Source organism: Hydrogenophaga sp. (genome assembly GCF_019264445.1).
GTDB lineage: Bacteria > Pseudomonadota > Gammaproteobacteria > Burkholderiales > Burkholderiaceae_C > Hydrogenophaga.
The window spans coordinates 1-24,366 of sequence record NZ_JAHVAB010000075.1; the positions used below are offsets into that span (position 1 = coordinate 1).

Here is a 24,366-nt window from a genome sequence, read left to right on the forward strand (position 1 = left end):
CCCGCTGCACGCCCGGGCTTTGGCCCAATAAAAACGCGACCCGCGGGTCGCTTTTTTTTCATGGGGCTCGACCGCTCAGCGGTTGCGTTCCCAGCGGTCGTTGTCCCATCGGCCGCCGTCCCGACGGTTTTCATCCCGACGGTAGTCGTCGCGACGGTTGTAGCCATCCTGGCGCGGATACGGCTGGTAGCCCGGGCCATACCGGTACCCATGAATCGGCACCACCGAGCCCGGGTTCGGGTAGTAGGTCGTGCCGATGGTGATGCGCGTGGTGGGTTCGACGTACTGCGTTTGCGGGCGGTACGACGGGTAAGTGACCGGCGGGGGCGGCAGCAGGGCATCGGCCGGCGACACATTCAGCCGCACGAAGCGGCCCGGGTCGTTGGGCATCTGCGTGCGGTATTGCTTGCCCGCGTATTCGTACAGCACGTCATAGGCCACGGTGCGGTTCTCGTAGAACGTCTGCGTGCCGCACTGGCGGTAGGTTTCGGTCTGCGCCTGGCCGGGGCCTTCGATGCGGTTGCCCAGCATGGCGCCGCCAATGAGGCCCAGCACCGTGGCCGCCGCACGGCCGCTGCCGTCGCCGATGGCGTTGCCCACAGCGCCGCCCGCGATGCCGCCAATCAGCGCGCCGGCGCCGGACTTCTGGCCTTGGTAGGTCACCTGCTGGTCGCTGCACACTTCGCGCGGCACAGCCACCTGCTGGATGATCGGCGTGCTGCTGATCACCCGGCCTTGCTCATCCTGAGCGTGCGCCAGGCCACTGCCGGCCAGGGCGAGCAGGCCGGTCATCACGGGAATCAGAACGGGGGTTTTCATGGAAAGCTCCTTTGAGGGATAGCCTGAAGCATGCACCGGGTCTGTCAACCCTGCTTGCATCCGGTGTAAAGATTCGTGACCGCGGCGTGCCGTCTGTCGCATTCAGGCTGCCCGGGCGACCACCGGCGCGTTCAAAACGCTGCGGGCCAGCGCCTCGGCCACCTTCAGGCCGTCCACCCCCGCCGACAAGATGCCGCCGGCATAGCCCGCGCCTTCACCCGCCGGGTACAGGCCGCGGGTGTTCAGGCTCTGGCAGTCTTCGCCCCGGGTGAGGCGCAGCGGCGACGAGGTGCGGGTTTCGACGCCAGTGAGCACTGCATCGGGCATGTCGTAGCCCTGAATCTTGCGGCCGAACACCGGCAACGCTTCGCGCATGGCCTCGATGGCGTAGGCGGGCAGGGCGGGGGCGAGGTCGCCCAGCTTCACACCCGGCTGGTAGGACGGCTCCACGCTGCCCAGCGCGCTGGAAGGCTGCTGCTGCAGGAAGTCGCCCACCAATTGGCCCGGCGCTTCGTAGGTGCCGCCACCCAGCTGATAGGCGCGCGCTTCGAGCTGGCGCTGCAGCACGATGCCGGCGAGCGGGTGCGTCTGGCCCGTGGCGGCGAGTTGCGCCGCTTGCGCGGCGTAGCGCTGGCCGTCGGTCTCGCCGAAGGCGGCGGTCCATTGCGGCGCGTCGTGCGGGAAGGTCTGCGGGAAGTCGACCGGCTCGATACCCACCACCAGCCCGGCGTTGGCGTTGCGTTCGTTGCGCGAGTACTGGCTCATGCCGTTGGTGACCACACGGCCGGGCTCGGACGTGGCCGCCACCACCATGCCGCCCGGGCACATGCAGAAACTGTAGACAGCGCGCCCGTTCTGGGCGTGGTGCACCAGCTTGTAGTCGGCCGCGCCCAGCAGCGGATGGCCGGCGTGGCGGCCCCAGCGGGCGCGGTCGATCACGCCCTGCGGGTGTTCGATGCGAAAGCCGACCGAAAACGGCTTGGCTTCCATGAAGACGCCGGCGTCCCAGAGCAGCGCAAAGGTGTCGCGCGAGCTGTGGCCCAGCGCCAGCACCACATGGCGCACCGGCATGTTGGTCTGCTCGCCCGTGTCCAGGCGCTGCACCTGCAAGGCGTCAACGCGCTGCACGCCGTCTTCGTCGCGCGCCAGTGTGAGCCCGCGCACATGGTGCTGAAAGCGGATCTCGCCGCCCAGCGCGATGATCTTTTCGCGCATCGCTTCGACCACGCGCACCAGCTTGAAGGTGCCGATGTGCGGGTGGGCGGTGTAGAGGATTTCGGGCGGCGCGCCGGCGTCGACGAACTCTTGCATCACCTTGCGGCCCAGGAAGCGCGGGTCCTTGATCTGGCTGTAGAGCTTGCCGTCGGAGAACAGGCCGGCACCGCCTTCGCCGTATTGCACGTTGCTTTCGGGGTTGAGCACTTGCTTGCGCCACAGGCCCCAGGTGTCCTTGGTGCGCTCGCGCACGGGCTTGCCGCGTTCGAGCACGATGGGCTTGAGCCCCATTTGCGCCAGGGCCAGCGCGGTAAACAGGCCGCAGGGGCCCAGACCGACCACCACCGGGCGGTCGCGCTCTTGGGCGGGCCAGCCGGCGGGTGCGTGGCCGGGCGGGTGCCAGGCCATGTCGGGCGTGGGCAGCACGTGCGGTTTGCCCGCGTGCGCGGCGAGCAGCGCCGCCTCTTGTGCCGGCTCGGCCAGCGTCACGTCCACGATGTAGACCGCGAGCAGGTCGGCCTTGCGCGCATCGAAGCTGCGCTTGAACACGTGCAGGTGGGCGATCTGGGCCGGCGTGATGCCCAGTGCGGCGGCGGCCAGCGCGGTGAGGGCCTCCACCGGGTGGGGCGGGGGCAGGCGGTCGGCGTCGGTTTCGGTGGGGGCGTCTGCGGCGCGCCGGTGTTCGGCGGGCACGGCGGCCAGGGGAAGCTTGAGTTCGGAGAGTCGGATCATGTGTCGTGGGGCTTGTGTTGATCAAGCAGAAGACGAAAGCCCGTGTATTGTCGCCAATGCGCCGCCATCGGGTGCCCGCCAGGATCTGGCGGCGGGATACTCCCGCACCTTCACTTGCATTCCCATGACCACACCTTCCGCTGCGCGCCCGCTCTGGCGCGTCTACCTCGTGTTCCTCTTGCCCATGGTGTTGTCCAACATCCTGCAAGGGCTCTCTGGCACGCTCAACGGCATCTTCATTGGCCAGATGCTGGGCACGCACGCGCTGGCGGCGGTCTCGGGCATGTTCCCCATCGTGTTCTTCTTCATCTCGCTGGTGATCGGGATTGGCGCGGGCGCTTCGGTGCTCATTGGCCAGGCGTGGGGCGCGCGCGAGCCGCACAAGGTGAAGGCGATTGCCGGCACCGCGCTCATGCTGGGCGCGCTCATCGGGGTGGCGGCAGCCGTGCTCGGCGGGGTGTTTGCGCGCCCTACGATGCAGGCGCTGGGCACGCCGGTGGACGTGCTGGACGACGCGGTGGCCTACGCGCGGGTCGTGCTGCTCATCATGCCGCTGCTGCTGGTGTTCATTTTGTTCACGCAGTTGCTGCGGGGCGTGAGCGACACCGTCTCGCCGCTGCTGGCGCTGCTGCTGTCGACCACGTTGGGCTTGTTGCTCACGCCCGCGCTGATCAAGGGCTGGCTGGGGTTGCCGCCCTTGGGCATTCAGAGTGCGGCGTACGCGGGGCTGGTGTCGTATGCGGTGGCGCTGGGCTTTCTGGTGTGGCGGCTGGGGCGCCGCCAGCACGTGATGGCCTTTGACCGCGAGCTGCTCGGTGCCCTGCGGCTGGACCGCGCCATCCTCGCCAAAGTGATGCGCATCGGCCTGCCCACGGGCTTGCAGATGGTGGTGATCTCGATGTCGGAGCTGGTGATCCTGGCGCTGGTGAACGGGCACGGGTCGCAGGCCACCGCCGCTTACGGCGCGGTCACGCAGGTGGTGAACTATGTGCAGTTCCCGGCGCTGTCGATTGCGATCACCGCGTCCATCCTGGCGGCGCAGTCCATTGGCGCGGGGCGGGTGGACCGCCTGGGCGCGATTTTGCGCACCGGCCTGTGGCTCAACGCCGCGCTCACCGGCTCGCTGGTGCTGCTGGGTTATGCGCTCTCGCACCACTTGCTGGGCCTGTTCCTCACGCAGCCCGAGGTGCGCCAGCAGGCCCAACACCTCTTGCACATCATGCTCTGGAGCATCCTGGTGTTTGGCTTCCAGGCGGTGGTGGGTGGCCTCATGCGCGCCAGCGGCGTGGTGCTGGTGCCCATGGCGATCTCGGTGTTCTGCATCCTGGGCATCCAGCTGCCGGCGGCGTATGTGCTCGACGCGCAACTGGGGCTGCAGGGCGTGTGGATGGCGTTCCCGATTGCCTATGTGGCCATGCTGCTGATGCAGACGGGCTATTACCACTTCGTGTGGCGCCACCGCAAGATCGAGCGGCTGGTCTGAGGCAGGGGATAATCGCGCCCGTGAAGCGCACCAGGCCGCCGCTGGCACGAGACCCGAAAGGGTGTGCTGGAGGAACGTCCGGACTGCACAGGACAGCGTAGGAGGTAACACCTCTCCACCGACAAGCCCGAAGAGTTCGCTCCGAGGGCCCTAAGGTGAGGATCAGAGCAACAGAGACGAGCCGATTCAGTTCGGGTGAAACGGGCAATCTCTACGCGCAGCAATACCAAATAGGCCAACGTTGACGTGGTTCCGCGGAGTTGGCGGGTAGGTAGCACCGAGCCGGGCGGGCAACCCCCGGCCCAGATGAATGGCGGTCACGTCCGGGCCTTCGAAAGAGGGCTCCGGATGCACAGAATCCGGCGTAACGGTGCGCTTCACACTTTTTTATTTCTGCCTCTGTGCAGCCAGCGCTCCGCTGGCTTTGCCGTTCAGAGGTTGAACCCACCCAGGCTCTGAAGGCGCTCCACGTGCGCCGCCATCGAGCGTTTGGCCACGGGCCACAGCCGCTCGGGCACGTCGTCGTAGGCGAGCTTCACCCAGTCGTCCATCGAGCCTTCGGGCTCGGCCGCCATGGCGCGGGCCACCTTGGCTTCGCGCGCGAGGCGGTGCGCCTTCAGGTGGGCGATGGCCGCGCGTGCGCCGCCATGGGCGGGGGCGCTGGGGTTGTCGGCGCTGCGGCGCAGGTCGCCCAGCACGTAGCCGTGCGCGGGCAGCAGGAATTCGATGCCGTGGCGTTCGCACAGCGCGTCGAGCTTGTCCAGCGAATCGAGGTACGCGCCCATGTTGCCGTCGGGTGGGTCGATCACGGTGGTGCTGCCGTTGAGGATGTGGTCGCCCGTGAACAGCAGGCCGTCTTCCAGCAGGGCCAGGCACAGGTGGTTGGCGGCGTGGCCGGGGGTGTGCACCACTTCCAGCGTGTGCGACACGGTGGACTCGCCCGACTGGCCCAGCAGCACGAGCTGCTCGCCATCGGCGAGCGCGCGCTCGGGCGTGAAGCGGCTGTTTTCGCGCGAGGTGGGTGCGCTGGGCAGGCCGAGGATGGGCGGCTTCTCCAGGCCGGCGGCCACGCACAGGGCTTGCAGGCGTGGCGCGCCCGGCGAATGGTCGGGGTGCGAGTGGGTGCAGACGATCGCCTGGATGCGCCCGCCCGCGGCACGCCACAGGCGCTCCAGGTGCTCGGGCTCGTCCGGCCCGGGGTCGATCACGATGTGGCCGCTGGCGGGGTCGCCCACCACATAGCTGTTGGTGCCGGGGCCGGTCATGAAGCCGGGGTTGGGCGCGGTCAGGCGCTGCACGTTCTTCAGCAGCTGCACCGGTTGCTCGTGCTGCCAGTCCAGGCTGTGCACCATCTGGCCGTCGGGGCAGACCATGGCGAGCTCGCCAAACGGCGGCTCGTGTTCCATGTAGCGCTCTTCGGCGCCGCGCATCAGGCCAGCGCGCGGGCAGCTCGTCCACAGCGGTTCGTCGTTCAGGGCGCAGGCGTCGAGCACGGCCTGCACGTTGGCATAGGCCAGCAGGCGCTCGAGCGTGCGGATGGTCGGGAAGATGATGAAAAAGCCACCGGCCTTGTGGCGCTCCAGCGCGTCGGCCGGGCGCACCCAGCAGGGTTCGAACTGCTCGGCTTCGTCGGCCACGGGTTGCTGGCCCTCGGGCATGCGGGCCACGAGAAAGGGTACGTCAAAGCGGCGCGGCAGGTCGCGGTCGGTGATCCAGTGCGCCAGCACGAACACCTCTGCGCCATCCAGCGTGAGGCCCCGGGCCTGGCACTGCGCGGCAAAGGGCGCCTTTCGGTCCAGTGGCGCGATGTCGCTGTCGGTCACGGGTGTGCCGTCGGCGCGGTGGGCCAGCAGCACACCCAGCTCTTCAAAGCTTTCGCGGATGGCAGCAATGGCCTGGGTGAGGTGCAGGTCGCTCTGCGTGGGGCGGCGCGACGCAATGCCGTGGGCCTGCGCGTCGGCGGCGTCGATGCCGCCACCGGGGAACACGTACGCACCGGGTGCGAAGCTCGCCGTCATGGATCGGCGGGTCATGAGCACTTCAATGCCGGGGCGGGCGGGGTCGGTGCTGTCGCGCAGCAGCAGCACGGTGGCGGCGGGCCTCACGCTGGCGAGAGGGCGGGGAGGGTGCAGGAGTTGGGTGGGGCGGACCATGCGGCATTTTGCGACATGCCGATGGCGAACAGGCTCAGCCTGAACGGGCGTGATGCGCGACACCCAGCAACGTCATCTCGGGCGACACGCCCTGCCACGCCACATTGAAACCCGGTGTCGAACGCTCGGGCGGCAGCGGCGCGCAGCGCAGCGCCCAGTGGGCGCCGGCGATCACGCTGTCGATCACGGGAATGGGCACGTCGGCCTGCACTGCGCTGGCCATGCCCGCCAGGCCCGCGCCGCCCAGGATCACCGCCTGCACGCCGAGCTGGCGCGAGGCGTCGCGGCAGGCTTGTGCGAGCAGGGCGCGCGCGGCCACCGGGTCGGCGGCGAGCTGGGCGCCGGTGGGGGCCACGGTGTGGATGCCGGCGAGTTGCTGCGCCTGCCCCAGCCCTTGCGCCAGGCGTTGCAGCATGGGGCCCCAGCGCGCGCCGCCGGTGACGATGGCGTAGCGCCCGTGGCGCGCGGCTTCAATGAACGCGGCTTCGGCCAGGCCCGTGACGGGCACCGGGCTGCTCTCGCGCAAGGCCATCAGGCCGGGGTCACCGAAGCAGCCGATCAGCACCGCGTCGGGCGCGGGCGCCTCGGTGGACAGGGCGTGCGCCCAGGCGTCGAGCGTGGCGTGCGCGGCCACGGCAAAGCTGGCTTCGTCGGCAATGTAGGGCGAGCCAAAGCGGGCCGTGACGGTGCGCACCTGCACATGCGAACCAGCGGCCTGCTGCACGTGCGTCTGCAGCAAGGCGCTCACGCTGGCCGAGGTGTTGGGGTTGATGACGAGCAGCTGGCGCATGCAACGGGAAGCCGTCAGGCCAGCGGAGCGAACAGCCGCTCGAGGTCGGGCGCCTGGCCAGTGGGTGGGGAGAAGTCGAGCTGGGCTTCGAGCCGGTCGAGGTGTTCGCGCATGAGCCGGGTGGCCTCGCGCGCGTCGCGCAGGCGGATGGCGGCCAGCAGCGCGCGGTGCTCGTCGCAGCCGCAGGCGGTGGCCTCGCGCCGCGCCTGCGAGTGGCTGTTGCTGTAGGTCATGAGGATGAGCGAGGTGCGCGAGACCATCTCGCGCAGGATGCGGCCCATGGTCTGCTGGCCGGCGCGGTCGGCGATGTGCAGGTGGAAGTCGCCCGAGAGCCGGATCGCGCGGCGCATGTCGCCGGCGGTGCGTGCGGCCTCTTCGTCGCGGATGCATTGCGTGAGCAGCTGGATGTCGTCGCGGTCGGCGCACGCGGTGAAGCGTTCGACCAGGCTGGACTCGATGAGCCGGCGCACCTCGAACACCTCGCGCGCCTCTTGTTCGCTGGGCTGGGCGATGGTGGCGCCCCGGTTCGGGGTGAGCGTGACCACCTGCTCGTTGGCCAGGCGCACCAGCACGGGGCGAATGAGCGTGCGCGACACGCCGAAGGCGTTGGCCAGGCGGTCTTCCACCAGCTTGGTGCCGGGTGGCAGGCGGTGGTCCAGGATGGCGGAGACCACGCGGTCGTAGATGACGCTGTCGGTGCCGGTGGGTGGGGTGTCGTCGCTGGCGGCCGCAGCGCGGGCGCGCGCCCGGGTGGTCATTGCGGCCGCCCCTTTTTCTGCCGCCGGCCCAGCCACAGCGCGAGCGACACGGCCACGCCCATCACCAGCAGCGAGACCACGGTGGTGACGGTGCCCAGCGCGTAGATCGCCGGCGTGGTCACGGTGGAGGTGAGGCCCTGCAGTTCCAGTGGCAATGTGTTCACGTCGCCAATGGCCTGCGAGGTGCGCGCGATTTCGTCCCAGCTCAGCGTGAAGCCAAACATACCGATGCCCACGACCGAGGGGCCAATGAGGGGCAGCACCACGTGGCGGAAGCCTTGCCACGGTGTGGCGCCGAGGTCGCGCGCGGCTTCTTCATAGGCGGGGTTGAAACGGTTGAACACCGCGAACATGATCAGCAGGCCAAAGGGCAGTGTCCAGGTGAGGTGGGCGCCGAGTGCCGAGGTGAGCAGGCCCAGCGCGGTGCCGTAGTTTTCCAGCGTGCCGGTGGCGCCCACGGCCTCCAGCAGCCATTTGATGCCGCCATCGAGCAGGCGGAACTGCAGGCCGATGCCCAGCGACACGATGATCGACGGCATGATCAGGCTGGCCACCGTCATGTAGAAGAGGGCGTTGCCGCCGCGCAGTGGCTTGCGAAACGCCAGGCCGGCCAGCACCGAGAGCACCACGGTGAAGAGCATCACCACGCCGCCCAGCATGAGCGAGCGCAGGAAGGCCGCACCAATGTCGACCGTGCCCAGGCCTTCGGCCAGTTTGTAGAACCAGTGCAGCGACACACCGCGCAGCGGGAAGGTGAGGCCACCTTCGGGGCCCTGGAAGCTCAGCACGAAGATCACGAACATCGGCCCGTACATGAACAGCACGAACAGGGCGAAGACGATGGCCAGCGGCCAGAAGCCGGGGGCGCGGGGTTCGGCAATGCGGGGGGTGGCCATGTTCAGAGTTCCTTGCGGATGTCGACCAGGCGCGTGAGGCCCCAGATGATCATGAGCACGATGGCCAGCAGGATCACCGCGTTGGCCGCGGCCAGCGGGAACTGCAGGTAAGAGGTCTGCACCTGGATGATCTTGCCGACCGAAGCGATCTGCTGGCCGCCCATCACGCCGATGGTGACGAAGTCGCCCATGACGATGGTGATGACGAAGATCGAGCCGATGATGATGCCGGTCTTGGACAGCGGCACGATCACGTTCCACAGCGTCTGCCAGCTGCTGGCGCCGCTGTCGCTGGCGGCTTCGAGCAGGCTGCGGTCGATGCGCATCATGCTGTTGAAGATCGGCACGATCATGAACATGGTGTAGAGGTGCACGAAGGCCAGCACCACCGAAAAGTCGGAGAACAGCAGCCACTCCACCGGCTCGTTGATCACGCCCATGCCCATCAGGCCCTGGTTCACCAGGCCGTTGCGCCCCAGCAGCGGCACCCAGGAAATCATGCGGATGACGTTGGATGTCCAGAACGGCACGGTGCACAGCACGAACAGCAGCGTCTGCATGCCGGGCGAGCGCACGTGGAAGGCGAGGAAATAGGCCACGGCAAACCCCACCACCAGCGTGATGGCCCACACCAGCAGGCAGAACTTGAGCGTGGAGAGGTAGGTGGAGAGCGAGACACAGAAATCGCCGTGCTCGGTGAGTGTGGAGCAGCCCTCGAAGATGGCCGCGTAGTTGCGCAGCGTGAACCCGGGGATGAGTTCGTACTCGTTGAAGTTCCAGAAGCTCACCATGACGGTGAGCGCCAGCGGAATCAGGAAGAACACCACGAACACCAACGTGAACGGCGCGGCCTGCCACCAGGCCTTCACGGTGCGCGTGGGACTGATGGCGGGCGGGCCGACAGGGGTGGTCGTGGTGCTCATGGGTTCACGCAATCAAAACGAAGGACAAAGCGCTGGAGGGTGTTTGCACGGCAAGCGCAGCGAATCCCCCTCCAGGCCACCGCGGAACCGGCTTTGCCGGGCCGCCAGTGGCGCCCCCCTCCGGGGGGTGACGCCGCAGGCGGCGCGGGGGGAGGCCGTCAGGCCGCCACGAATTCGTTCCACTTCCTGACCATGTACTCGTTCTCGTCCATCACCGCGTTCCAGCAGGCAATGCCCCCCATGCGCGCCTCGTAGCTGCCGCCGTCGCGCACCGCGCCCGCCTTGGCCAGCACGTCGCCATTGGGGCTCTTGATGTCTTGCGACGCGGGCTTGCCTTCCATCCAGTAAGCCCACTCGTAGCCTTCCATCTTGGCCTTGGCGGTGTCGAGCACGGCGCTGTAATAGCCCTGGCGGTTCAGGTAGGCGCCGGCCCAGCCGTCGAGGAACCAGTTGATGAACTCGTAGGCGCCGTCCAGCTTGCGGCCACTGAGCGTGGTGGGCAGACCGAAGCCGGCGGCCCAGGCGCGGTATCCCTCCTTGAGCGGCTGGAAGTTGCAGGCAATGCCCTTGGTGCGCACGGCGGTCACGGCCGGCGACCACATCGACTGGATCACCACCTCGCCCGACGCCATCAGGTTCACGGACTCGTTGAAGTCCTTCCACAGCGCGCGGAACTGGCCGGCCTTCTTGGCTTCGATCAGGGTCTTGATCGTCAGGTCGATCTCGGTTTTGGTCATGTTGCCCTTGTCCTTGTACTTGTGGATGCCCTTGGCTTCCACGACCATCGCCGCGTCCATGATGCCGATGGAGGGAATGTTCAGGATCGCGGCCTTGCCCTTGAACTCGGGGTTGAGCAGCTCGGCCCAGCTCTCGATGGGGCGCTTGATCAGGTCGGGGCGGATGCCCAGCGTGTCGGCGTTGTACACGGTGGGAATCAGCGACATGAACTGCGTGGGCGCGGTCGCGAACTTCTTGCTCTTCTCGCCTTCGAGGTAAATCACCTTCTTGGGCGCCGTGCCCTGATCGCCCACGGCCTTGCCGGCCACGGTGCCGGTGGTGAACAGCGGCGTGATCTTGTCGGCGTTCTTGATCTTCTTCGTGTCGATGCCCTTGAGGTTGCCGGTGGGCACGATCTTCTTGAGCGAGAAGTACTCGGTGTCGATCAGGTCGAAGCTGTTGGGTGCGGTCACGGCGCGCTTGGTGACGTCGTCCGTGGTCACGGCCACGTATTGAATTTCGATGCCGGTGTCGGCCTTGAACTTCTCGGCAATGGCCTTGTCCTGGTTCACCGCCGTGCCCAGGTAGCGCAGCACGATTTTTTCTTGTGCGTGCACGGCCGGGGCCAGGCCGCTGGCCAGAATGCCGGCCATGCCGGCGGTGCCTTGCAGCAGGCTGCGGCGGCTCAGGCCCGTCGGGGCGGCGGGGGTGGCGTGCTCGTCGTGATCGGTGTGCGACATGGGAGATCTCCTGCGGTGCGGGTGGGTGGGGGAAACGAAGGACAACCGGGCGCGGTTCAAACGGCCAGGGTGGGGGGAAAGGTGTGGGCCTGCCAGGCGGCCCAGGTCATGCTGACCTGGTCGCCCGGCGCGTAGGGCCGCTGGGCGAAGCTGGCCTCGGGCAGCATCACCGAGATGTTTTCGCCGGGCTGGCCCTGGTCCAGGCGCAGGCCCAGCAGCACATAGGTGCCCTGGTACTCGACGTCGTGCACGGTGGCGGGCCAGCCGTTTTCGCCGTGCGACAGCGGTGCGAGCTGAATGTGGTCGTTGCGCACGGCCACCTTGCCCTGGGTGGTCTCCAGCACGTTGTGGCCGCCCATGAAGCGGGCCACGAATTCGCTGGCCGGCCGGTTGTAGACCTCGTGCGGCGGGCCCACCTGTTCGATGCGGCCGTGGTTCATCACCACCATGGTGTCGGCCAGCGCCATCGCTTCTTCCTGCGAGTGCGTGACGTGGATGAAGGTGAGGCCCAGTTCTTTCTGCCAGCGGCGCAGCTCGGCGCGCATCTGGATGCGCAGGAACGGGTCGAGCGCAGACAGCGGCTCGTCGAGCAGCAGCACGCGCGGCTGCGTGATGAGCGCGCGCGCCAGCGCCACGCGCTGCTGTTGTCCGCCCGAGAGCTCGCCCGGTTTGCGCTGCGCGAGGTGACCCATGGCCACGCGCTCCAGCAGGTCCTGCGCCTGCCGGTGGCGGGTGGTCTTGTCCACGCCTTTCATCTTGAGGCTGAAGGCCACGTTGTCCAGCGCCGAGAGGTGCGGGAACAGCGCAAAGCTCTGGAACATCATGGCCGTGCCGCGGCCGGCGGCGGGCAGGTGCGTGATGTTGCGGTTCTCCAGCAGGATGTCGCCGCTGGTGGTGGTCTCGTGGCCGGCGATCATGCGCAGCGTGGTGCTCTTGCCGCAGCCCGAGGGACCGAGCAGGCAGCAGTAGCTGCTGCTGGCGATGCGCAGGTTGATGCTGTCCACCGCCACGCTGCCGGCAGCGTATTGCTTGGTCAGCGCGACGAGTTCGATGCCGGCGGGCAGGGGCGGTAGAGCGTTCATGCGCTCATCCGTTGCATATCCCGTGCCAGCGCTTGCTTGCCCGTTTTGTACGCAATCTGATGAAAGTTGCATACAAAAAAGCACCCGGATTGTGCGCATCGGGCCAGAAGGCAGGGATGCCATGGCCACGGCGGTGCGCGTGCACCCGCTCGATGCGCACCAGTAACGGTGCGTGGCGCCCGCGCGGTGCGCAGGACGGATAATGGTTTTCATGCACATCCGATTCACCAAGATGCAAGGCGCCGGCAACGACTTTGTCGTGCTGGACGAAACGCAGGGCCGCCTGGGGCTGACCGCTGCGCAATACCGCTTCCTGGCGGATCGCCACTTCGGCGTCGGCGCCGACCAGATCCTGAGCGTGCGCCCGTCGCCGGCCGAAGGGCTGGACTTCGAATACGCCATCCACAATGCCGACGGCGGCCAGGTGGAGCACTGCGGCAATGGCGCGCGCTGCTTTGTGCGCTACGTGCACGACAAAGGACTGAGCACGCGCAACCCGCTGCGCGTGAAGGTGGTCAATGGAGAGCTGGAGCTCCAGATGCACGCCGACGGCCGCGTCACGGTCGACATGGGGCCACCCGTGTTCGCCCTGGACCGCGTGCCATTCAAGGCCGAGGGCCTGACGGCCGAGCCCATGGGCACCTTCGAGCGCTGGCCGCTGGACTTGCCCTACGCCGGCGATGTGCCGGTAGCGGTGCTCTCCATGGGCAATCCGCACGCGGTTTTGCTGGTGGACGACGTGCAGTCCGCGCCGGTGGGCTCCTGGGGGCCGTGGATTGAATCGCACGAGCGCTTTCCGCAGCGCGTCAACGCCGGTTTTCTGCAAGTCGTCAGCCGCAGTGAGGTGAACCTGCGCGTGTACGAGCGCGGCGCGGGTGAAACCCTGGCCTGCGGCACCGGTGCCTGCGCCGCCGTGGTGGCCGGCATCCGGCTGGGCCTGCTGGACGCGCGGGTGGACGTGAACACCCGCGGCGGCCGGCTCACCATCGAGTGGCAGGACAGCCCCCAACACAACCGTCCGGTTCTCATGACCGGCCCAGCCACCACCGTCTTCGATGGCGAAATCGACATCCCTGACCTCGCCTGATCCACGTCACCGCACAGCCCCACCATGAACGCCAACCAGATCCCGCCCATCACCGAAGACGACATTGCCAACTACCTGGCGAACACGCCCGACTTCTTCGAGCGCCACGCGAGCCTGCTGGCCGCCGTGCAGCTGACCAGCCCGCATGGCCAGCGCGCCGTGAGCCTGCAGGAGCGCCAGGCCGAAATGCTGCGCGAGAAGATCCGGGGTCTGGAGCTCAAGGGCGCCGAGATGATCCGCCATGGCAACGAAAACACGGTCATTGCCGACAAGCTGCAGCGCTGGACGCGCGAGCTGCTGCTCACGCGGGAAGCGCGCGACCTGCCCGGCGTGGCCACACAGGCCATCGCCGACCATTTCCTGGTGCCCCAGGTCGCCATCAAGGTGTGGGACGTGGCGCCATCGTTTGCCGGCGAGCCGTTTGCTCTGGGCGCCAGCGAGGACGTGACGGCGTTCGCGTCATCCCTCACCCGTCCCTATTGCGGTGCCAACCCGGGCCTGGAAGCGGCGCAGTGGCTGGACGACCCCGCTGCGGCGGCGTCGCTGGCCCTCATTCCGCTGCGCGCGGGCATTGCGCCGCAAGCCTTCGGCCTGCTGGTGCTGGCCTCGCCCGATCACCAGCGTTTCGCGCCCGACATGGGCACCGACTTCCTGGAGCGCATCGGTGAACTGACCAGCGCCGCGCTCTCGCGCCTGCGGCCTGAGTGAGCCCGCGCAGGCTGCCGTGAGCCCTCCGGTCCACGCCACAGTCAACCGCCCTGCGCTGGACGATGCAGCGCTGGTGCAGGCGTATCTGAACCACGTGCGGGTGGAAAAGCGTCTGGCGGACCGCACGGTCATTCTTTACACCTTCGATCTGGAACGGCTGGTGGCGCACGCCCGGGAAGCCGGGGTGGCGCTGCGCGCCGTGCAGAGCCCGCATGTCCGGCGCTGGGTCGCGCAGATGCACGGCGCCGGGCGCAGCGCGCGCGGCATCGCGCTCATCCTGTCGGGATGGCGCGGCTTTTATGTGTGGCTGGGTCGTCAGGGCCTGATCGACCACAACCCTGTGCAGGACGTGCGGGCCCCCAAGGCCGGCAAGCCCCTGCCCAAGGCGCTGGGGGTGGATGAGGCCGTGCAGCTGGCCGTGCACCACGAAGCGTCTGACGACCCCGCACTGGAAGCGCGCGATGCGTGCATCACCGAACTGCTGTATGGCTGCGGCCTGCGCATCGGCGAGCTGGTGGGCCTGGATGTGGCCGCCAGCGGCAGCGCGCGCGGCTGGGTCGACGCGCAGGCCGGGGAGGCCCACGTGCTGGGCAAAGGCTCCAAGCGCCGCAGCGTGCCGGTGGGGCAGCCGGCGCTGGCCGCCCTGCAGGCCTGGCTGTTGCTGCGCCCGGCCTGGGCGGGTGAAGACCCTGCGCTTTTCATCGGCTCGCGCGGCCAGCGGCTCACGCCCCAGCACATCCGCGTGCGCCTCAAGCGCCGTTCGCTGCTGGCGGGCCTGGCCACGCCGGTGCATCCGCACATGCTGCGGCACTCGTTTGCCAGCCATGTGCTGCAGTCCAGCGGCGACCTGCGCGCGGTCCAGGAGCTGCTGGGACATGCCAGCATCAGCACCACGCAGGTGTACACGCGGCTCGATTTTCAGCACCTCGCGCAGGTCTACGACGCGGCGCACCCCCGCGCAGGCAGCCGCGCGGGCCAGGCGCCCGAGCCCATGGCGGATGCGCCCGGCCTGCATCGCACCGTCAAACCCACGGCCCGCGGCCCCCGATCGCGCTGACGCGATCCCATGGCGGCGGCGCGGGCAGGGCATTACCTGTAGGATGCGGCTCCGCCGCGCACGCGACCACCTTTCCTCACCTCCATGGAGACCGCCATGTTCAAGTTCCTCGCCGCCCTCAAGACGTTCATGCTCGGTGCCATGCTGGCCACCTCCCTGCAAGCCCAAGCGCAGGCGCCTGCGCAACCCGCTGTCAAGGTGGTCTACCACCTGAGCGACGGCATCCCCCAGGCCTCGCGCGCCATCAACAACATCCGCAACCACCTTGCGGCCGACCCCACGGCCAAGATCGTGGTCGTCACCCACGGTGCGGGCATTGACTTCCTGCTGGAAGGCGCCAACAACACCGCAGGGCAGTCCTTTGCGGGTGCCATCGGCGACCTGTCGGCCAAGGGAGTGACCTTCGCGGTGTGCAACAACACGCTGGTGTCGCGCAACATCGATCCGTCCAAGGTCGCCATGGAAGCCAAGGTGGTGCCCTCTGGCGTGGCCGAGGTCGCGCGCCTGCAGGCCCGCGAAGGCATCGTTTACCTGCGACCCTGAGGCCACGCGCCGGGTTCACCAGCCGGGCGTCGCCCGGCTTCTTTTTGGCATGCCCTCCCGGGGGCGCCGCTCGCAGTGGTGGCATACACTCCCCGACGGCCTCTCTCATACCCTCCCCCGTTCCGCTTGCGCCCTCCATGTCACTCATCCCCGCCACCATCCTCACCGGCTTCCTCGGGTCTGGAAAAACCACGTTGCTCAAACGCGTGCTCAGCGAGGCGCACGGCCAGAAAATTGCCGTGGTGGAAAACGAGTTCGGTGAAGAAAACATCGACAACGAAATCCTGGTGGCCGACACCACCGAAAACATCATCCAGATGAGCAACGGCTGCATCTGCTGCACCATTCGCGACGACCTGCGCGCCACGCTGCAGGACCTGGCGCAGAAGAAGCGCAAGGGCGAACTCGATTTCGAGCGCGTGGTCATTGAAACCACCGGCCTGGCCGACCCCGGCCCCGTGGCGCAGACCTTTTTCATGGACGACGAGATCGCCGAGCAGTACCTGCTCGACTCGATCCTGACCCTGGTGGACGCCAAGCACGCGGCCGAGCAGCTCAATGACCGCCAGGAAGCACGGCGTCAGGTGGGTTTTGCCGACCAGATCTTCATCAGCAAGGCCGACCTGGTGAGTGCAGACGACCTGAGTGCGCTCACACACCGCCTCAAGCACATGAACCCGCGCGCCCCGATGCGCCCGGTGCACTTTGGTGAGGTGTCGCTCAAGGAGGTGTTCGACCTGCGCGGCTTCAACCTCAACGCCAAGCTCGACATCGACCCCGACTTCCTGAAGGTCGATGACCACGATCACGGGCATGAGCACCATGACCACGAGCACGGCGAACATTGCGATCACCCGTCGCACCAGCACGACCACGCGGGCCACGGCCATCACCACCACCACGATGACGATGTGAAGAGCTTCGTTTACCGGGCCACCCGGCCCTTCAGCCCCGAAAAGCTCGAAGACTTTCTGGGTGCGATCGTTCAGGTGTACGGCCCCCGCATGTTGCGTTACAAGGGCGTTCTGCACATGCAGGGCACCGACCGCAAGGTGATCTTCCAGGGTGTCCACCAGCTCATGGGCAGCGATCTGGGTCCGGTCTGGGCCGAAGGTGAGCAGCGCACCAGCAAGATGGTGTTCATCGGCATCGACCTGCCCAAGGACATCCTGGTGCAGGGCCTTGACCAGAGCCTTGTCTGATCGCCAGGAGCGCGGCGTCTCTTGTGTGCACATCCGACGAGATCCGGCATGCCGTTTGTCTCGCTTCCCCAACGACCGCTCTGGCTGCCCGAAAAGGAATCCGGGGCTGCAGGGCGGGGCTCGTTACAATCGCGGCCCAAGTTGGCTGCCCAGTCTCCCTCGCGGGGCCTGATGTGCCGACGTCCAGCGCCGTGGGGCGATGAGGGTATAACGTCGCATCCGTCGGCGACCCACCGTGACGCCAGTGCGGGCCAGATCCGCCCGGCGCACCGCCCAAGATCCCGCTTCGTCAGTCACTGAGAGGAGACCCGTTGTGAAAGCCCCGGCAACCAAGACAGCGAAATCAGGCAAGCCCGCCGCGTCGGGTGCCCAGGCGCGCGCGTCGGCGGCAAAGAAAAGCACAGCGGCGACCAAAACCGTCAAGCCCGCCGTGAAAGCAGCTACCAAACCCGCGCGACCGGCTGCCAAGCCGGTGGCAAAGGCGGCTGCCAAGGCGCCCTCCAAAGTCGCTCCCAAAGCGGCTGCCCCATCTGCAAAAGCCAAGCCTTCTGCCAAACCGGTGGCGAAGGCGGCGGTCAAGTCGACCACCAAGGCCAAGCCGGTTGTTGCCAAGAAGGTGTCGACACCCGTCAAGACCGCTGCCCGTCCACCCGTCAAGGCGGCTCCGGTCAAGACCCCGGTTCCCGCCAAAGCGGTCAAACCTGCCGTTCAATCGGCGGGCAAGACCGCCCCCAAAGCAACGACCCAGCCCGCTGCCAAAGCGGCTGTATCTTCCGTGACCCCACCGGTTTCCAAGGCCGCGCCTGCCGCAGCCCCTGCTTCCAAAACCCCCAGCGCCAAGCGCCCCGCCGCGCCGCCGCCGGTTGTGGTGGAGCCCACGCCTCGCCCCTTGGGCAAGCGGGCCGCCAAAAAGGTCATGATGGAGCAGATGACGCAGGCGGCGGTGGTGCCCACCCACGCCCCAGACGCTGCCAAAGCGACTTTTTCTCACATGAATCAACGTGCCGTGATGACCCCTCCCGTTCCTTCCTCGATCCAGAAAGACCCCAAGCGGGCCAACAACTGGAAGACCCTGTCGGTCGAGCAACTCACCGATCTGGACGTTCAGGCCATGCCTGACAGCGAATACATGAGCGACCTGCAGCTGGCGTATTTCCGTCGCAAGCTCTCGCAGCTCAAGGCCGACATGCTGGCCAATGCCGGTGAAACCACCGAACACCTGCGCGAAGACACCGTGGTGGTGCCGGACCCGGCCGATCGCGCCACGATTGAAGAGGAGCATGCCCTCGAGCTGCGCACCCGCGACCGGGAACGCAAGTTGCTCAAAAAGATCGAACAGGCCATTGCACGCATCGACTCGGGCGATTACGGCTACTGCGAGGAAACGGGTGAGCCTATCGGCGTGGGTCGCCTGATGGCCCGCCCCACCGCTAGCCTCTCCCTGGAAGCGCAGCAACGCCGGGAGCTCAAGCAGAAGATGTTCGGGGACTGAGTTTCCGTTTTTCCACCCAGTTTCTTTTCCGGTAACGACTTCACATGTCCAAGGACGACTCCAGCGGCGGCTTCCTGTCCAAGGTGGTGAAATTCGTGCGCCATCCGACCACCAGCTGGTCGGACCTCGACACGAGGCAGGCTGACCGCGAGAGCGAATACAGCAAGGCGGCGCTCAAGGAGATGATCGAGCGCAAGCGGCGCAACGACTTCGTGCGCAAGCGTGAATTCGACATGCTGCGCAAAATCCGGAGCCGCGAAGGCACGGGCGTCGAAGGCCCCGGCATGCGGCCCTCTTTCTTTCAGAGCAGCCTCCCATCCAAGCCGGACGACCGCGCCGAAACCCTCAAGAAGATCGACGAGATCGAGGCGCAGATGTCGATGCAATGGTGGAAGACCAAAGGGCCCGACTCCCTGGTCAGCACCGGTTCGGGTCTGAACACTGGCGCGCACGCGCCGGGCGGCAAAACCCGCGAGGCGCCACTGACGCCCCAGGTTCCCGACACCAGCGTGAGGCAGCGCAAGGCCCAGTACGACGAGACGGAGCCGGGCCCTCTGCCCAATCCTGCCGCTGCTGCTGCCGCTGCGCCCGTGCCCCAGTCGCTGGAAGTGCCCACCCTGAATATCCCCGCGTCCGCGTCCGCCCCGGCCGCCTTGCGCAAGAGCTGGTCACCCTCGCGCGAGAGCGAAGTGGCGCCCACGGTGCCTGCCGCGGCCCCGCCGTCGTCCTCCCGCACGGGTTTGATGGCGCCCAGGTCTTCGGGCGACTCCCGCTCTGACGCACCTGCGTTTTCAGCTTCGCATTTCTATGCCCTCGATGTGCAGGAAATTGCGCAGGACCCGGAAGTGGAAGAGGCCGCGATTCGCTTTGCCAATGGCGATGACGCCGGTGCGGAACAGGGTTTGCTGGAGGTGCTGGGCGACGGCGGCAGCAAGGCCGATCAGCAGGAAGACTGGCTGGCGCTGTTCGACCTGTACCGTGCCACCGGCCAGCTGGCGCCCTTCGAGAGCCGTGCGGTCGATTTCGTCAACCGCTTCAACCGCTCGGCGCCCCAGTGGTACGACATGCCCGAGACCGTCTCCAGCATGACGGGCAAGGTCTACACGCCCTCCACCGGCCACAACCGCGCCGTGTGGGTCAGCGAATCCGAACTGGATGCCCACGCCGTGGGTACCTTGCAGAACGTGCTCTTGCGCGCCGCGCAGCCTTGGGTGCTGGACTGGACCCCTCTGGAAAGCATGGACCTGAAGGCCGCGCGTGCGCTGCTGGGCATCTTCACGCTGTGGGGCGATCAGGACGTGGAGTTGCGCTTTCAGGGTGCGTCGCCGTTTCGAGAGCTGCTCAAGAGCCAGACGCCTTCCGGGCGGCGCGATGTGGAGCAGCTCTGGTGGGAGCTGCGCATGGCGGTGTTGCGGGTGATGAACCGCCCCGACGAATTCGAGCTCACCGCGCTGGATTTTTGCGTCACTTACGAGGTCTCGCCCCCCGGCTGGGAGAAGCCGCGCTGCTACTACACCTCCCAGGCGGCCGAAAAACCCGGTGAAGCCGGCCAGTCGGTGCTGGGTGAATCCGTGCTGGAGCAAGTCGCGTCGGGATACCCCAACAGCGAGTCGCATTTCGACAGTCAGGCCACCGACTTCAATCAGTTGGGACTGGTGGAGCTGTCGGGCGAAATTCGTGGCGATCCTCAGGCCACGCTGGAGGCGCTGGAGCGCAAGCTACGGGGTGCCGACGTGCTCATCATTTCCTGCCGCCATCTGATTCGGGTGGACTTCTCCGCCGCAGGTACCTTGCTCAACTGGGTGTCGAACCATCACGCCGAAGGTCGCGTGGTGCAGTTCGTGGACGCGCACCGTCTGGTGTCGGCGTTCTTCCACGTGATCGGTATCACCGAGTACGCCAAGGTCGTCGTTCGCGTCGATTGACCGCTGGCGCGCGTTCGCCGCGTCGGCGCGCAAGCGGTTCACATCGGCTTGCAATCGCAGCGGCATGGGCCGTTGCAATTGCGCCAACCATCCTCACTTCAACGTCATGGAATCATTTCACGGAACCACCATCGTCTGCGTGCGGCGCCAGACACCCCAGGGCGTGCAGGTCGCCATTGGCGGTGACGGTCAGGTCACGCTGGGCCATATCGTCGTCAAGGGCACGGCGCGCAAGGTGCGAAAGCTCTACCGCGACCAGGTGCTGGCGGGCTTCGCGGGCGCCACGGCGGACGCGTTCACGCTGTTCGAGCGCTTCGAGGCCAAGCTGGAGAAGCACCAGGGCCATCTGGTGCGCGCGGCCATCGAGCTGACGCGCGACTGGCGCACCGACCGCGTGCTGCGTCGCCTGGAGGCCATGCTGGCGGTCGCCGATCACAGTGCCTCGCTCATCATCACGGGCAATGGCGATGTGCTTGAGCCCGAGCACGGCATCGTGGCCATCGGCTCCGGCGGCGCCTACGCGCAGGCGGCGGCCAAGGCGCTGGTCGATCACACCGATCTCAGCGCGGAAGAGGTGGTGCGCAAGTCGCTCGCGATCGCGGGCGAGCTGTGTATCTACACCAACATGAACCACACAGTGGAGGTGCTTTGATGAGCGCAGTGCAGGGCAGCCCCCAGCAAGCTCGCTCCCCCTCGGGGGGCAACGACCCGCGCCAGCGGCGGAGTGAGGGGGCCCTGTGTCCTCCATGACTCCCCAGGAAATCGTCTCCGAGCTGGACCGCTTCATCATCGGCCAGAAAGGCGCCAAGCGCGCGGTGGCCATTGCGCTGCGCAACCGCTGGCGGCGCCAGCAGGTCGATGAAAAACTGCGGCCCGAGATCACGCCCAAGAACATTCTCATGATCGGTCCCACCGGCGTGGGCAAGACCGAAATCGCGCGCCGGCTGGCGCGCCTGGCTGATGCGCCGTTCATCAAGGTCGAGGCCACCAAGTTCACCGAGGTGGGTTACGTCGGCAAGGATGTGGACAGCATCATCCGTGACCTGGCCGACATCGCGATCAAGCAGACCCGCGAGGTGGAAATGCGCAAGCAGCGCGTGCGCGCAGAAGACGCCGCTGAAGACCGCATCCTCGACATCCTCATTCCTCCGGCCCGCGGCGCCGAGCCCACCGCCAACGTGGTGCCGCTGCCAGAGAGCACCGCGCGGCAGAACTTTCGCAAGAAGCTGCGCGAGGGTGATCTGGACGACCGTGAGATCGAGATCGATCTGGTCGAACCGCGTCCGGCCATGGAGATCATGGGGCCGGCCGGCATGGAGGACATGGCCGAGCAACTGCGCGGCATGTTCAGCCAGATGGGCGCAGGCAAGCGCAAGACGCGCAAGCTCAAGATCGGCGAAGCGATGAAGCTCCTCATTGATGAAGAGGCCGGCAAGCTCGTCAATGAAGACGACATCAAGACGCGAGCGTTGCACAGCGTCGAGCAGAACGGCATTGTGTTCATCGACGAGATCGACAAGGTGACCTCGCGCAGCGACGCCGGCGGCAGTGCCGAGGTGTCGAGGCAGGGCGTCCAGCGCGATCTGCTGCCGCTGGTGGAGGGCACGACCGTGTCCACCAAGTACGGCGTCATCAAGACCGATCACATCCTGTTCATTGCCAGCGGCGCGTTCCACCTGGCCAAGCCAAGCGACCTCATTCCCGAGTTGCAGGGCCGCTTCCCCATTCGTGTGGAGCTGCAGTCGCTGTCGGTGGAGGACTTCGAAGCCATCCTGACGCAGACGCATGCCTCTCTGGTGCGCCAGTACCAGGAGCTGCTGGCCACCGAGGGCGTGACGCTGGCGTTCGCGCCGGAAGGCATCCGCCGTCTCGCCCAGATTGCCTGTGATGTGAACGAGCGCACCGAGAACATCGGTGCACGCCGCCTGGCCACCGTGATGGAGCACCTGCTCGACGAGGTGAGCTTTGACGCGACGCGTCTGCAGGGTCAGACCATCACGATCAATGGCGCCTATGTGGACGGCCGTCTGGGCGAGCTCAGCCGCAACGAAGACCTCTCGCGCTACATCTTGTGAAGCTCGCGGTCCGTCGGCTCTGCGCCGGCGGACCCTCAGGCCCAGCCGCACCCCGCGTCGCGGCTGTTGCGCCGGGCCCTTTCCCCCACCTGATCGTCCATACAGCCCTGCGTGTAACAGGGTTTTGAAGCATCACATGCAGTGCTTGTTGTAAGTGCTTGCTTTTAATGTGTTTTTGCGCTTCAAGAAGCTTCTAAATGCTTCCTAAGTGGTTGATTTCATTGAAAAAATGTGTAGTTGCCCCATTGTGGACACGGCATTTCCTGATAAAGTGGAAAAAAGTGCAATTAAGTGGTGAAAAGTGTCTTCCAGGGGCTAGCAGCGGTGTTTCAGGGTGCGTCTTCTCTCAGTCTCGATGTCAAGGGCCGGCTGTCCATGCCGACCCGGCACCGTGACGCCCTGAGCACGGCCCTCACCATCACCAAACACCCCCACGGCTGCCTGATGGTGTTTCCGCGCAGCGCCTGGGAGCAGTTCCGTGACCGCATTGCATCGCTGCCCATGCAGGCGCAGTGGTGGAAGCGGATTTTCCTGGGCAATGCGATGGACGTCGAGATGGACGGCTCCGGTCGCGTGCTGGTGTCGCCCGAGTTGCGCGCCTCCGCCGGCATCAGCAAGGACGTCGTGTTGCTGGGCATGGGGGCTTACTTCGAGCTGTGGGATGCGCAGGTGTACGCCGAGCAGGAAGCCGAAGCCATGAAGGCCGAAATGCCCGATGTCTTCAAGGACTTCTCTTTTTAAGGGCGATGGTGCAAGGCGCATGGAACCATCAAACCGTCCTGTTGAGCGAAGCTGTGCAAGCGCTGTCGATCAACCCGGACGGGCACTACGTCGATGCCACGTTCGGGCGTGGCGGTCATTCGCGTCTGATCCTCGAGCAGTTGTCCCGCAAGGGCCGGCTGACCGTCTTCGACAAAGATCCGCAGGCGGTGCAGGCGGCGCAGGCCATCGCTGCCAGCGACGAGCGACTGACCATTCGGCACGAAGGCTTCAGCCACCTGGGCGAGCTGGGTGCGGGCAGCGCAGACGGGCTGCTGATGGACCTGGGCGTGAGCTCACCGCAGATCGACGACCCCGAGCGGGGTTTTTCTTTTCGCCACAACGGGCCTCTGGACATGCGCATGGACACCACGCGCGGCCAAAGCGTGGCGCAGTGGCTGGAGACGGCCGATGTCTCAACCCTGTCGGAGGTCATTCGTGACTATGGCGAAGAACGGTTTGCTCAATCGATTGCAAAGGCGATTGATCGTCGCCGACAAGAACGGGGCGCTTTTCGAACCACCAGCGAGCTGGCCGAAGTCGTGGCTGGCGCGGTCAAAACCCGCGAGCCGGGCAAGGACCCTGCAACGCGCACATTTCAGGCTTTTCGGATTTTCATCAACGCCGAGCTTGAAGAGTTGCAACAAGCGCTAGAAGCCAGCCTGCATGTGTTGCGCCCAGGGGGAAAACTGGTGGTGATCAGCTTCCATTCGCTCGAAGACCGCATGGTCAAGCAGTTCATGGCGCGCCATTCGCGTGCCGTGGTGGATCGTCGCGTGCCGTTTGCCGAGCCGGCGCCCATGGCGCTGGTCGGGCTCAAGCGCGTGATGCCATCGGATGAAGAGGTCAAGGCCAACCCGCGGTCACGCAGCGCGGTGATGCGCGTGGCCGAGCGCACGGAGGCGCCCGCATGATCCGCCTGAATCTGGTGCTGCTGGCGGCGGTGATTGCCAGCGCTTTCTACCTCGTGCACACGCAGTACGAGTCGCGTCGCCTCTATACCGCGCTGGACCGTTCGCAGGCGCAGGCGCGCAAGCTGGAGTCTGAGCACGAGCAGCTGCAAGTGCAGAAGCGCGCGCAAGCCACGCCTGCGCGGGTGCAGCTGCTGGCCTCCCGTCAGTTGCAGATGCGTCCTGTCACGCCGGGCATCACGCAGTACGTCACGGTGTTCGAGCCGCAGCCGACCGCCCCCACCACCCCGGAGCGTTGA

General features: G+C 66.7%; 22 protein-coding genes and 1 other RNA gene. 14 read left to right on the forward strand and 9 right to left on the reverse strand.

Features of this window, described 5'->3' with window-relative positions; translation table 11 throughout:
- Positions 1-75: 75 nt before the first annotated feature.
- Positions 76-819 (reverse strand): glycine zipper 2TM domain-containing protein, encoded by a 744-nt coding sequence (locus KXJ60_RS16165; protein WP_291130272.1) that lies wholly within the window; start codon positions 817-819, stop codon positions 76-78.
- Positions 820-921: 102 nt separating this feature from the next.
- Positions 922-2,766 (reverse strand): FAD-dependent protein, encoded by a 1,845-nt coding sequence (locus tag KXJ60_RS16170; RefSeq protein ID WP_291130275.1) that lies wholly within the window; start codon positions 2,764-2,766, stop codon positions 922-924.
- 124 nt (positions 2,767-2,890) lie between these two features.
- On the opposite strand from KXJ60_RS16170, the gene KXJ60_RS16175 reads away from it, so the two are divergent.
- Together KXJ60_RS16175 and rnpB are read left to right on the forward strand one after the other, a co-directional pair.
- Positions 2,891-4,249, forward strand: coding sequence for an MATE family efflux transporter (locus tag KXJ60_RS16175; protein WP_291130278.1), 1,359 nt, complete (start codon positions 2,891-2,893; stop codon positions 4,247-4,249).
- Between the two features lie 22 nt (positions 4,250-4,271).
- Positions 4,272-4,632, forward strand: an RNA gene (rnpB, locus tag KXJ60_RS16180) — RNase P RNA component class A.
- Positions 4,633-4,680: 48 nt separating this feature from the next.
- Here rnpB and KXJ60_RS16185 read toward each other — a convergent pair.
- The 7 genes from KXJ60_RS16185 to KXJ60_RS16215 all read right to left on the reverse strand — a co-directional run bounded on the left by KXJ60_RS16185 (position 4,681) and on the right by KXJ60_RS16215 (position 12,308).
- Positions 4,681-6,402 (reverse strand): MBL fold metallo-hydrolase, encoded by a 1,722-nt coding sequence (locus tag KXJ60_RS16185; protein ID WP_291130280.1) that lies wholly within the window; start codon positions 6,400-6,402, stop codon positions 4,681-4,683.
- Between the two features lie 34 nt (positions 6,403-6,436).
- Positions 6,437-7,192 (reverse strand): aspartate/glutamate racemase family protein, encoded by a 756-nt coding sequence (locus tag KXJ60_RS16190; protein WP_291130282.1) that lies wholly within the window; start codon positions 7,190-7,192, stop codon positions 6,437-6,439.
- Between the two features lie 14 nt (positions 7,193-7,206).
- A complete protein-coding gene (locus tag KXJ60_RS16195; protein WP_291130285.1) occupies positions 7,207-7,950 on the reverse strand; it encodes a GntR family transcriptional regulator in 744 nt (247 codons plus the stop codon).
- A complete protein-coding gene (locus KXJ60_RS16200; protein WP_291130287.1) occupies positions 7,947-8,846 on the reverse strand; it encodes an ABC transporter permease in 900 nt (299 codons plus the stop codon). Before KXJ60_RS16200 ends, KXJ60_RS16195 begins: the two co-directional genes overlap by 4 nt.
- 2 nt (positions 8,847-8,848) lie before the next feature.
- Positions 8,849-9,769, reverse strand: coding sequence for an ABC transporter permease (locus KXJ60_RS16205; RefSeq protein ID WP_291130290.1), 921 nt, complete (start codon positions 9,767-9,769; stop codon positions 8,849-8,851).
- A gap of 158 nt (positions 9,770-9,927) precedes the next feature.
- Positions 9,928-11,226 (reverse strand): PotD/PotF family extracellular solute-binding protein, encoded by a 1,299-nt coding sequence (locus KXJ60_RS16210; RefSeq protein WP_291130297.1) that lies wholly within the window; start codon positions 11,224-11,226, stop codon positions 9,928-9,930.
- Positions 11,227-11,282: 56 nt separating this feature from the next.
- Entirely contained in the window at positions 11,283-12,308 is a 1,026-nt protein-coding gene (locus KXJ60_RS16215) for an ABC transporter ATP-binding protein (protein ID WP_291130301.1), read from the reverse strand.
- Positions 12,309-12,519: 211 nt separating this feature from the next.
- On the opposite strand from KXJ60_RS16215, the gene dapF reads away from it, so the two are divergent.
- From dapF to ftsL, 12 genes are all read left to right on the forward strand, one after another.
- Complete coding sequence (dapF, locus tag KXJ60_RS16220) at positions 12,520-13,395, forward strand: diaminopimelate epimerase (protein ID WP_291130304.1); 876 nt, start codon at positions 12,520-12,522, stop codon at positions 13,393-13,395.
- Between the two features lie 24 nt (positions 13,396-13,419).
- On the forward strand, positions 13,420-14,103 hold the full coding sequence (locus KXJ60_RS16225) for a DUF484 family protein (RefSeq protein WP_291130307.1): 684 nt from the start codon (positions 13,420-13,422) through the stop codon (positions 14,101-14,103).
- A 55-nt stretch (positions 14,104-14,158) separates the two neighbouring features.
- A complete protein-coding gene (locus KXJ60_RS16230) occupies positions 14,159-15,160 on the forward strand; it encodes a tyrosine recombinase XerC (protein WP_291130427.1) in 1,002 nt (333 codons plus the stop codon).
- A 141-nt stretch (positions 15,161-15,301) separates the two neighbouring features.
- Positions 15,302-15,703, forward strand: a complete 402-nt coding sequence (locus KXJ60_RS16235) for a DsrE family protein (protein ID WP_291130430.1) — start codon at positions 15,302-15,304, stop codon at positions 15,701-15,703.
- Positions 15,704-15,840: 137 nt separating this feature from the next.
- Positions 15,841-16,905, forward strand: coding sequence for a GTP-binding protein (locus KXJ60_RS16240; RefSeq protein WP_291130310.1), 1,065 nt, complete (start codon positions 15,841-15,843; stop codon positions 16,903-16,905).
- Positions 16,906-17,335: 430 nt separating this feature from the next.
- A complete protein-coding gene (dksA, locus tag KXJ60_RS16245; protein WP_291130313.1) occupies positions 17,336-18,397 on the forward strand; it encodes an RNA polymerase-binding protein DksA in 1,062 nt (353 codons plus the stop codon).
- A 44-nt stretch (positions 18,398-18,441) separates the two neighbouring features.
- Positions 18,442-20,322 (forward strand): STAS domain-containing protein, encoded by a 1,881-nt coding sequence (locus tag KXJ60_RS16250; RefSeq protein WP_291130316.1) that lies wholly within the window; start codon positions 18,442-18,444, stop codon positions 20,320-20,322.
- Positions 20,323-20,428: 106 nt separating this feature from the next.
- Entirely contained in the window at positions 20,429-20,974 is a 546-nt protein-coding gene (hslV, locus tag KXJ60_RS16255) for an ATP-dependent protease subunit HslV (protein WP_291130319.1), read from the forward strand.
- 85 nt (positions 20,975-21,059) lie between these two features.
- A complete protein-coding gene (hslU, locus tag KXJ60_RS16260; RefSeq protein WP_291130321.1) occupies positions 21,060-22,397 on the forward strand; it encodes an ATP-dependent protease ATPase subunit HslU in 1,338 nt (445 codons plus the stop codon).
- A 324-nt stretch (positions 22,398-22,721) separates the two neighbouring features.
- Positions 22,722-23,138: a division/cell wall cluster transcriptional repressor MraZ gene (gene mraZ / locus KXJ60_RS16265; RefSeq protein WP_291130434.1), complete on the forward strand. Its 417-nt coding sequence runs from the start codon at positions 22,722-22,724 to the stop codon at positions 23,136-23,138.
- A 5-nt stretch (positions 23,139-23,143) separates the two neighbouring features.
- Positions 23,144-24,070, forward strand: a complete 927-nt coding sequence (gene rsmH, locus KXJ60_RS16270) for a 16S rRNA (cytosine(1402)-N(4))-methyltransferase RsmH (RefSeq protein ID WP_291130324.1) — start codon at positions 23,144-23,146, stop codon at positions 24,068-24,070.
- Positions 24,067-24,366, forward strand: a complete 300-nt coding sequence (ftsL, locus tag KXJ60_RS16275) for a cell division protein FtsL (protein ID WP_291130327.1) — start codon at positions 24,067-24,069, stop codon at positions 24,364-24,366. The genes rsmH and ftsL overlap by 4 nt, the downstream gene beginning before the upstream one ends.

Bases quoted from the DNA above. Each gene is read 5' to 3' on its own strand.
- KXJ60_RS16205 (WP_291130290.1), bottom strand. From the start codon at position 9,769: ATGAGCACCACGACCACCCCTGTCGGCCCGCCCGCCATCAGTCCCACG.
- KXJ60_RS16195 (WP_291130285.1), bottom strand. From the start codon at position 7,950: ATGACCACCCGGGCGCGCGCCCGCGCTGCGGCCGCCAGCGACGACACC.
- KXJ60_RS16200 (WP_291130287.1), bottom strand. From the start codon at position 8,846: ATGGCCACCCCCCGCATTGCCGAACCCCGCGCCCCCGGCTTCTGGCCG.
- KXJ60_RS16240 (WP_291130310.1), top strand. From the start codon at position 15,841: ATGTCACTCATCCCCGCCACCATCCTCACCGGCTTCCTCGGGTCTGGA.
- KXJ60_RS16170 (WP_291130275.1), bottom strand. From the start codon at position 2,766: ATGATCCGACTCTCCGAACTCAAGCTTCCCCTGGCCGCCGTGCCCGCC.
- KXJ60_RS16165 (WP_291130272.1), bottom strand. From the start codon at position 819: ATGAAAACCCCCGTTCTGATTCCCGTGATGACCGGCCTGCTCGCCCTG.
- KXJ60_RS16175 (WP_291130278.1), top strand. From the start codon at position 2,891: ATGACCACACCTTCCGCTGCGCGCCCGCTCTGGCGCGTCTACCTCGTG.
- KXJ60_RS16235 (WP_291130430.1), top strand. From the start codon at position 15,302: ATGCTGGCCACCTCCCTGCAAGCCCAAGCGCAGGCGCCTGCGCAACCC.
- KXJ60_RS16225 (WP_291130307.1), top strand. From the start codon at position 13,420: ATGAACGCCAACCAGATCCCGCCCATCACCGAAGACGACATTGCCAAC.
- rsmH (WP_291130324.1), top strand. From the start codon at position 23,144: ATGGTGCAAGGCGCATGGAACCATCAAACCGTCCTGTTGAGCGAAGCT.
- dapF (WP_291130304.1), top strand. From the start codon at position 12,520: ATGCACATCCGATTCACCAAGATGCAAGGCGCCGGCAACGACTTTGTC.
- KXJ60_RS16250 (WP_291130316.1), top strand. From the start codon at position 18,442: ATGTCCAAGGACGACTCCAGCGGCGGCTTCCTGTCCAAGGTGGTGAAA.
- KXJ60_RS16185 (WP_291130280.1), bottom strand. From the start codon at position 6,402: ATGGTCCGCCCCACCCAACTCCTGCACCCTCCCCGCCCTCTCGCCAGC.
- KXJ60_RS16210 (WP_291130297.1), bottom strand. From the start codon at position 11,226: ATGTCGCACACCGATCACGACGAGCACGCCACCCCCGCCGCCCCGACG.
- KXJ60_RS16215 (WP_291130301.1), bottom strand. From the start codon at position 12,308: ATGAACGCTCTACCGCCCCTGCCCGCCGGCATCGAACTCGTCGCGCTG.
- hslV (WP_291130319.1), top strand. From the start codon at position 20,429: ATGGAATCATTTCACGGAACCACCATCGTCTGCGTGCGGCGCCAGACA.
- KXJ60_RS16190 (WP_291130282.1), bottom strand. From the start codon at position 7,192: ATGCGCCAGCTGCTCGTCATCAACCCCAACACCTCGGCCAGCGTGAGC.
- ftsL (WP_291130327.1), top strand. From the start codon at position 24,067: ATGATCCGCCTGAATCTGGTGCTGCTGGCGGCGGTGATTGCCAGCGCT.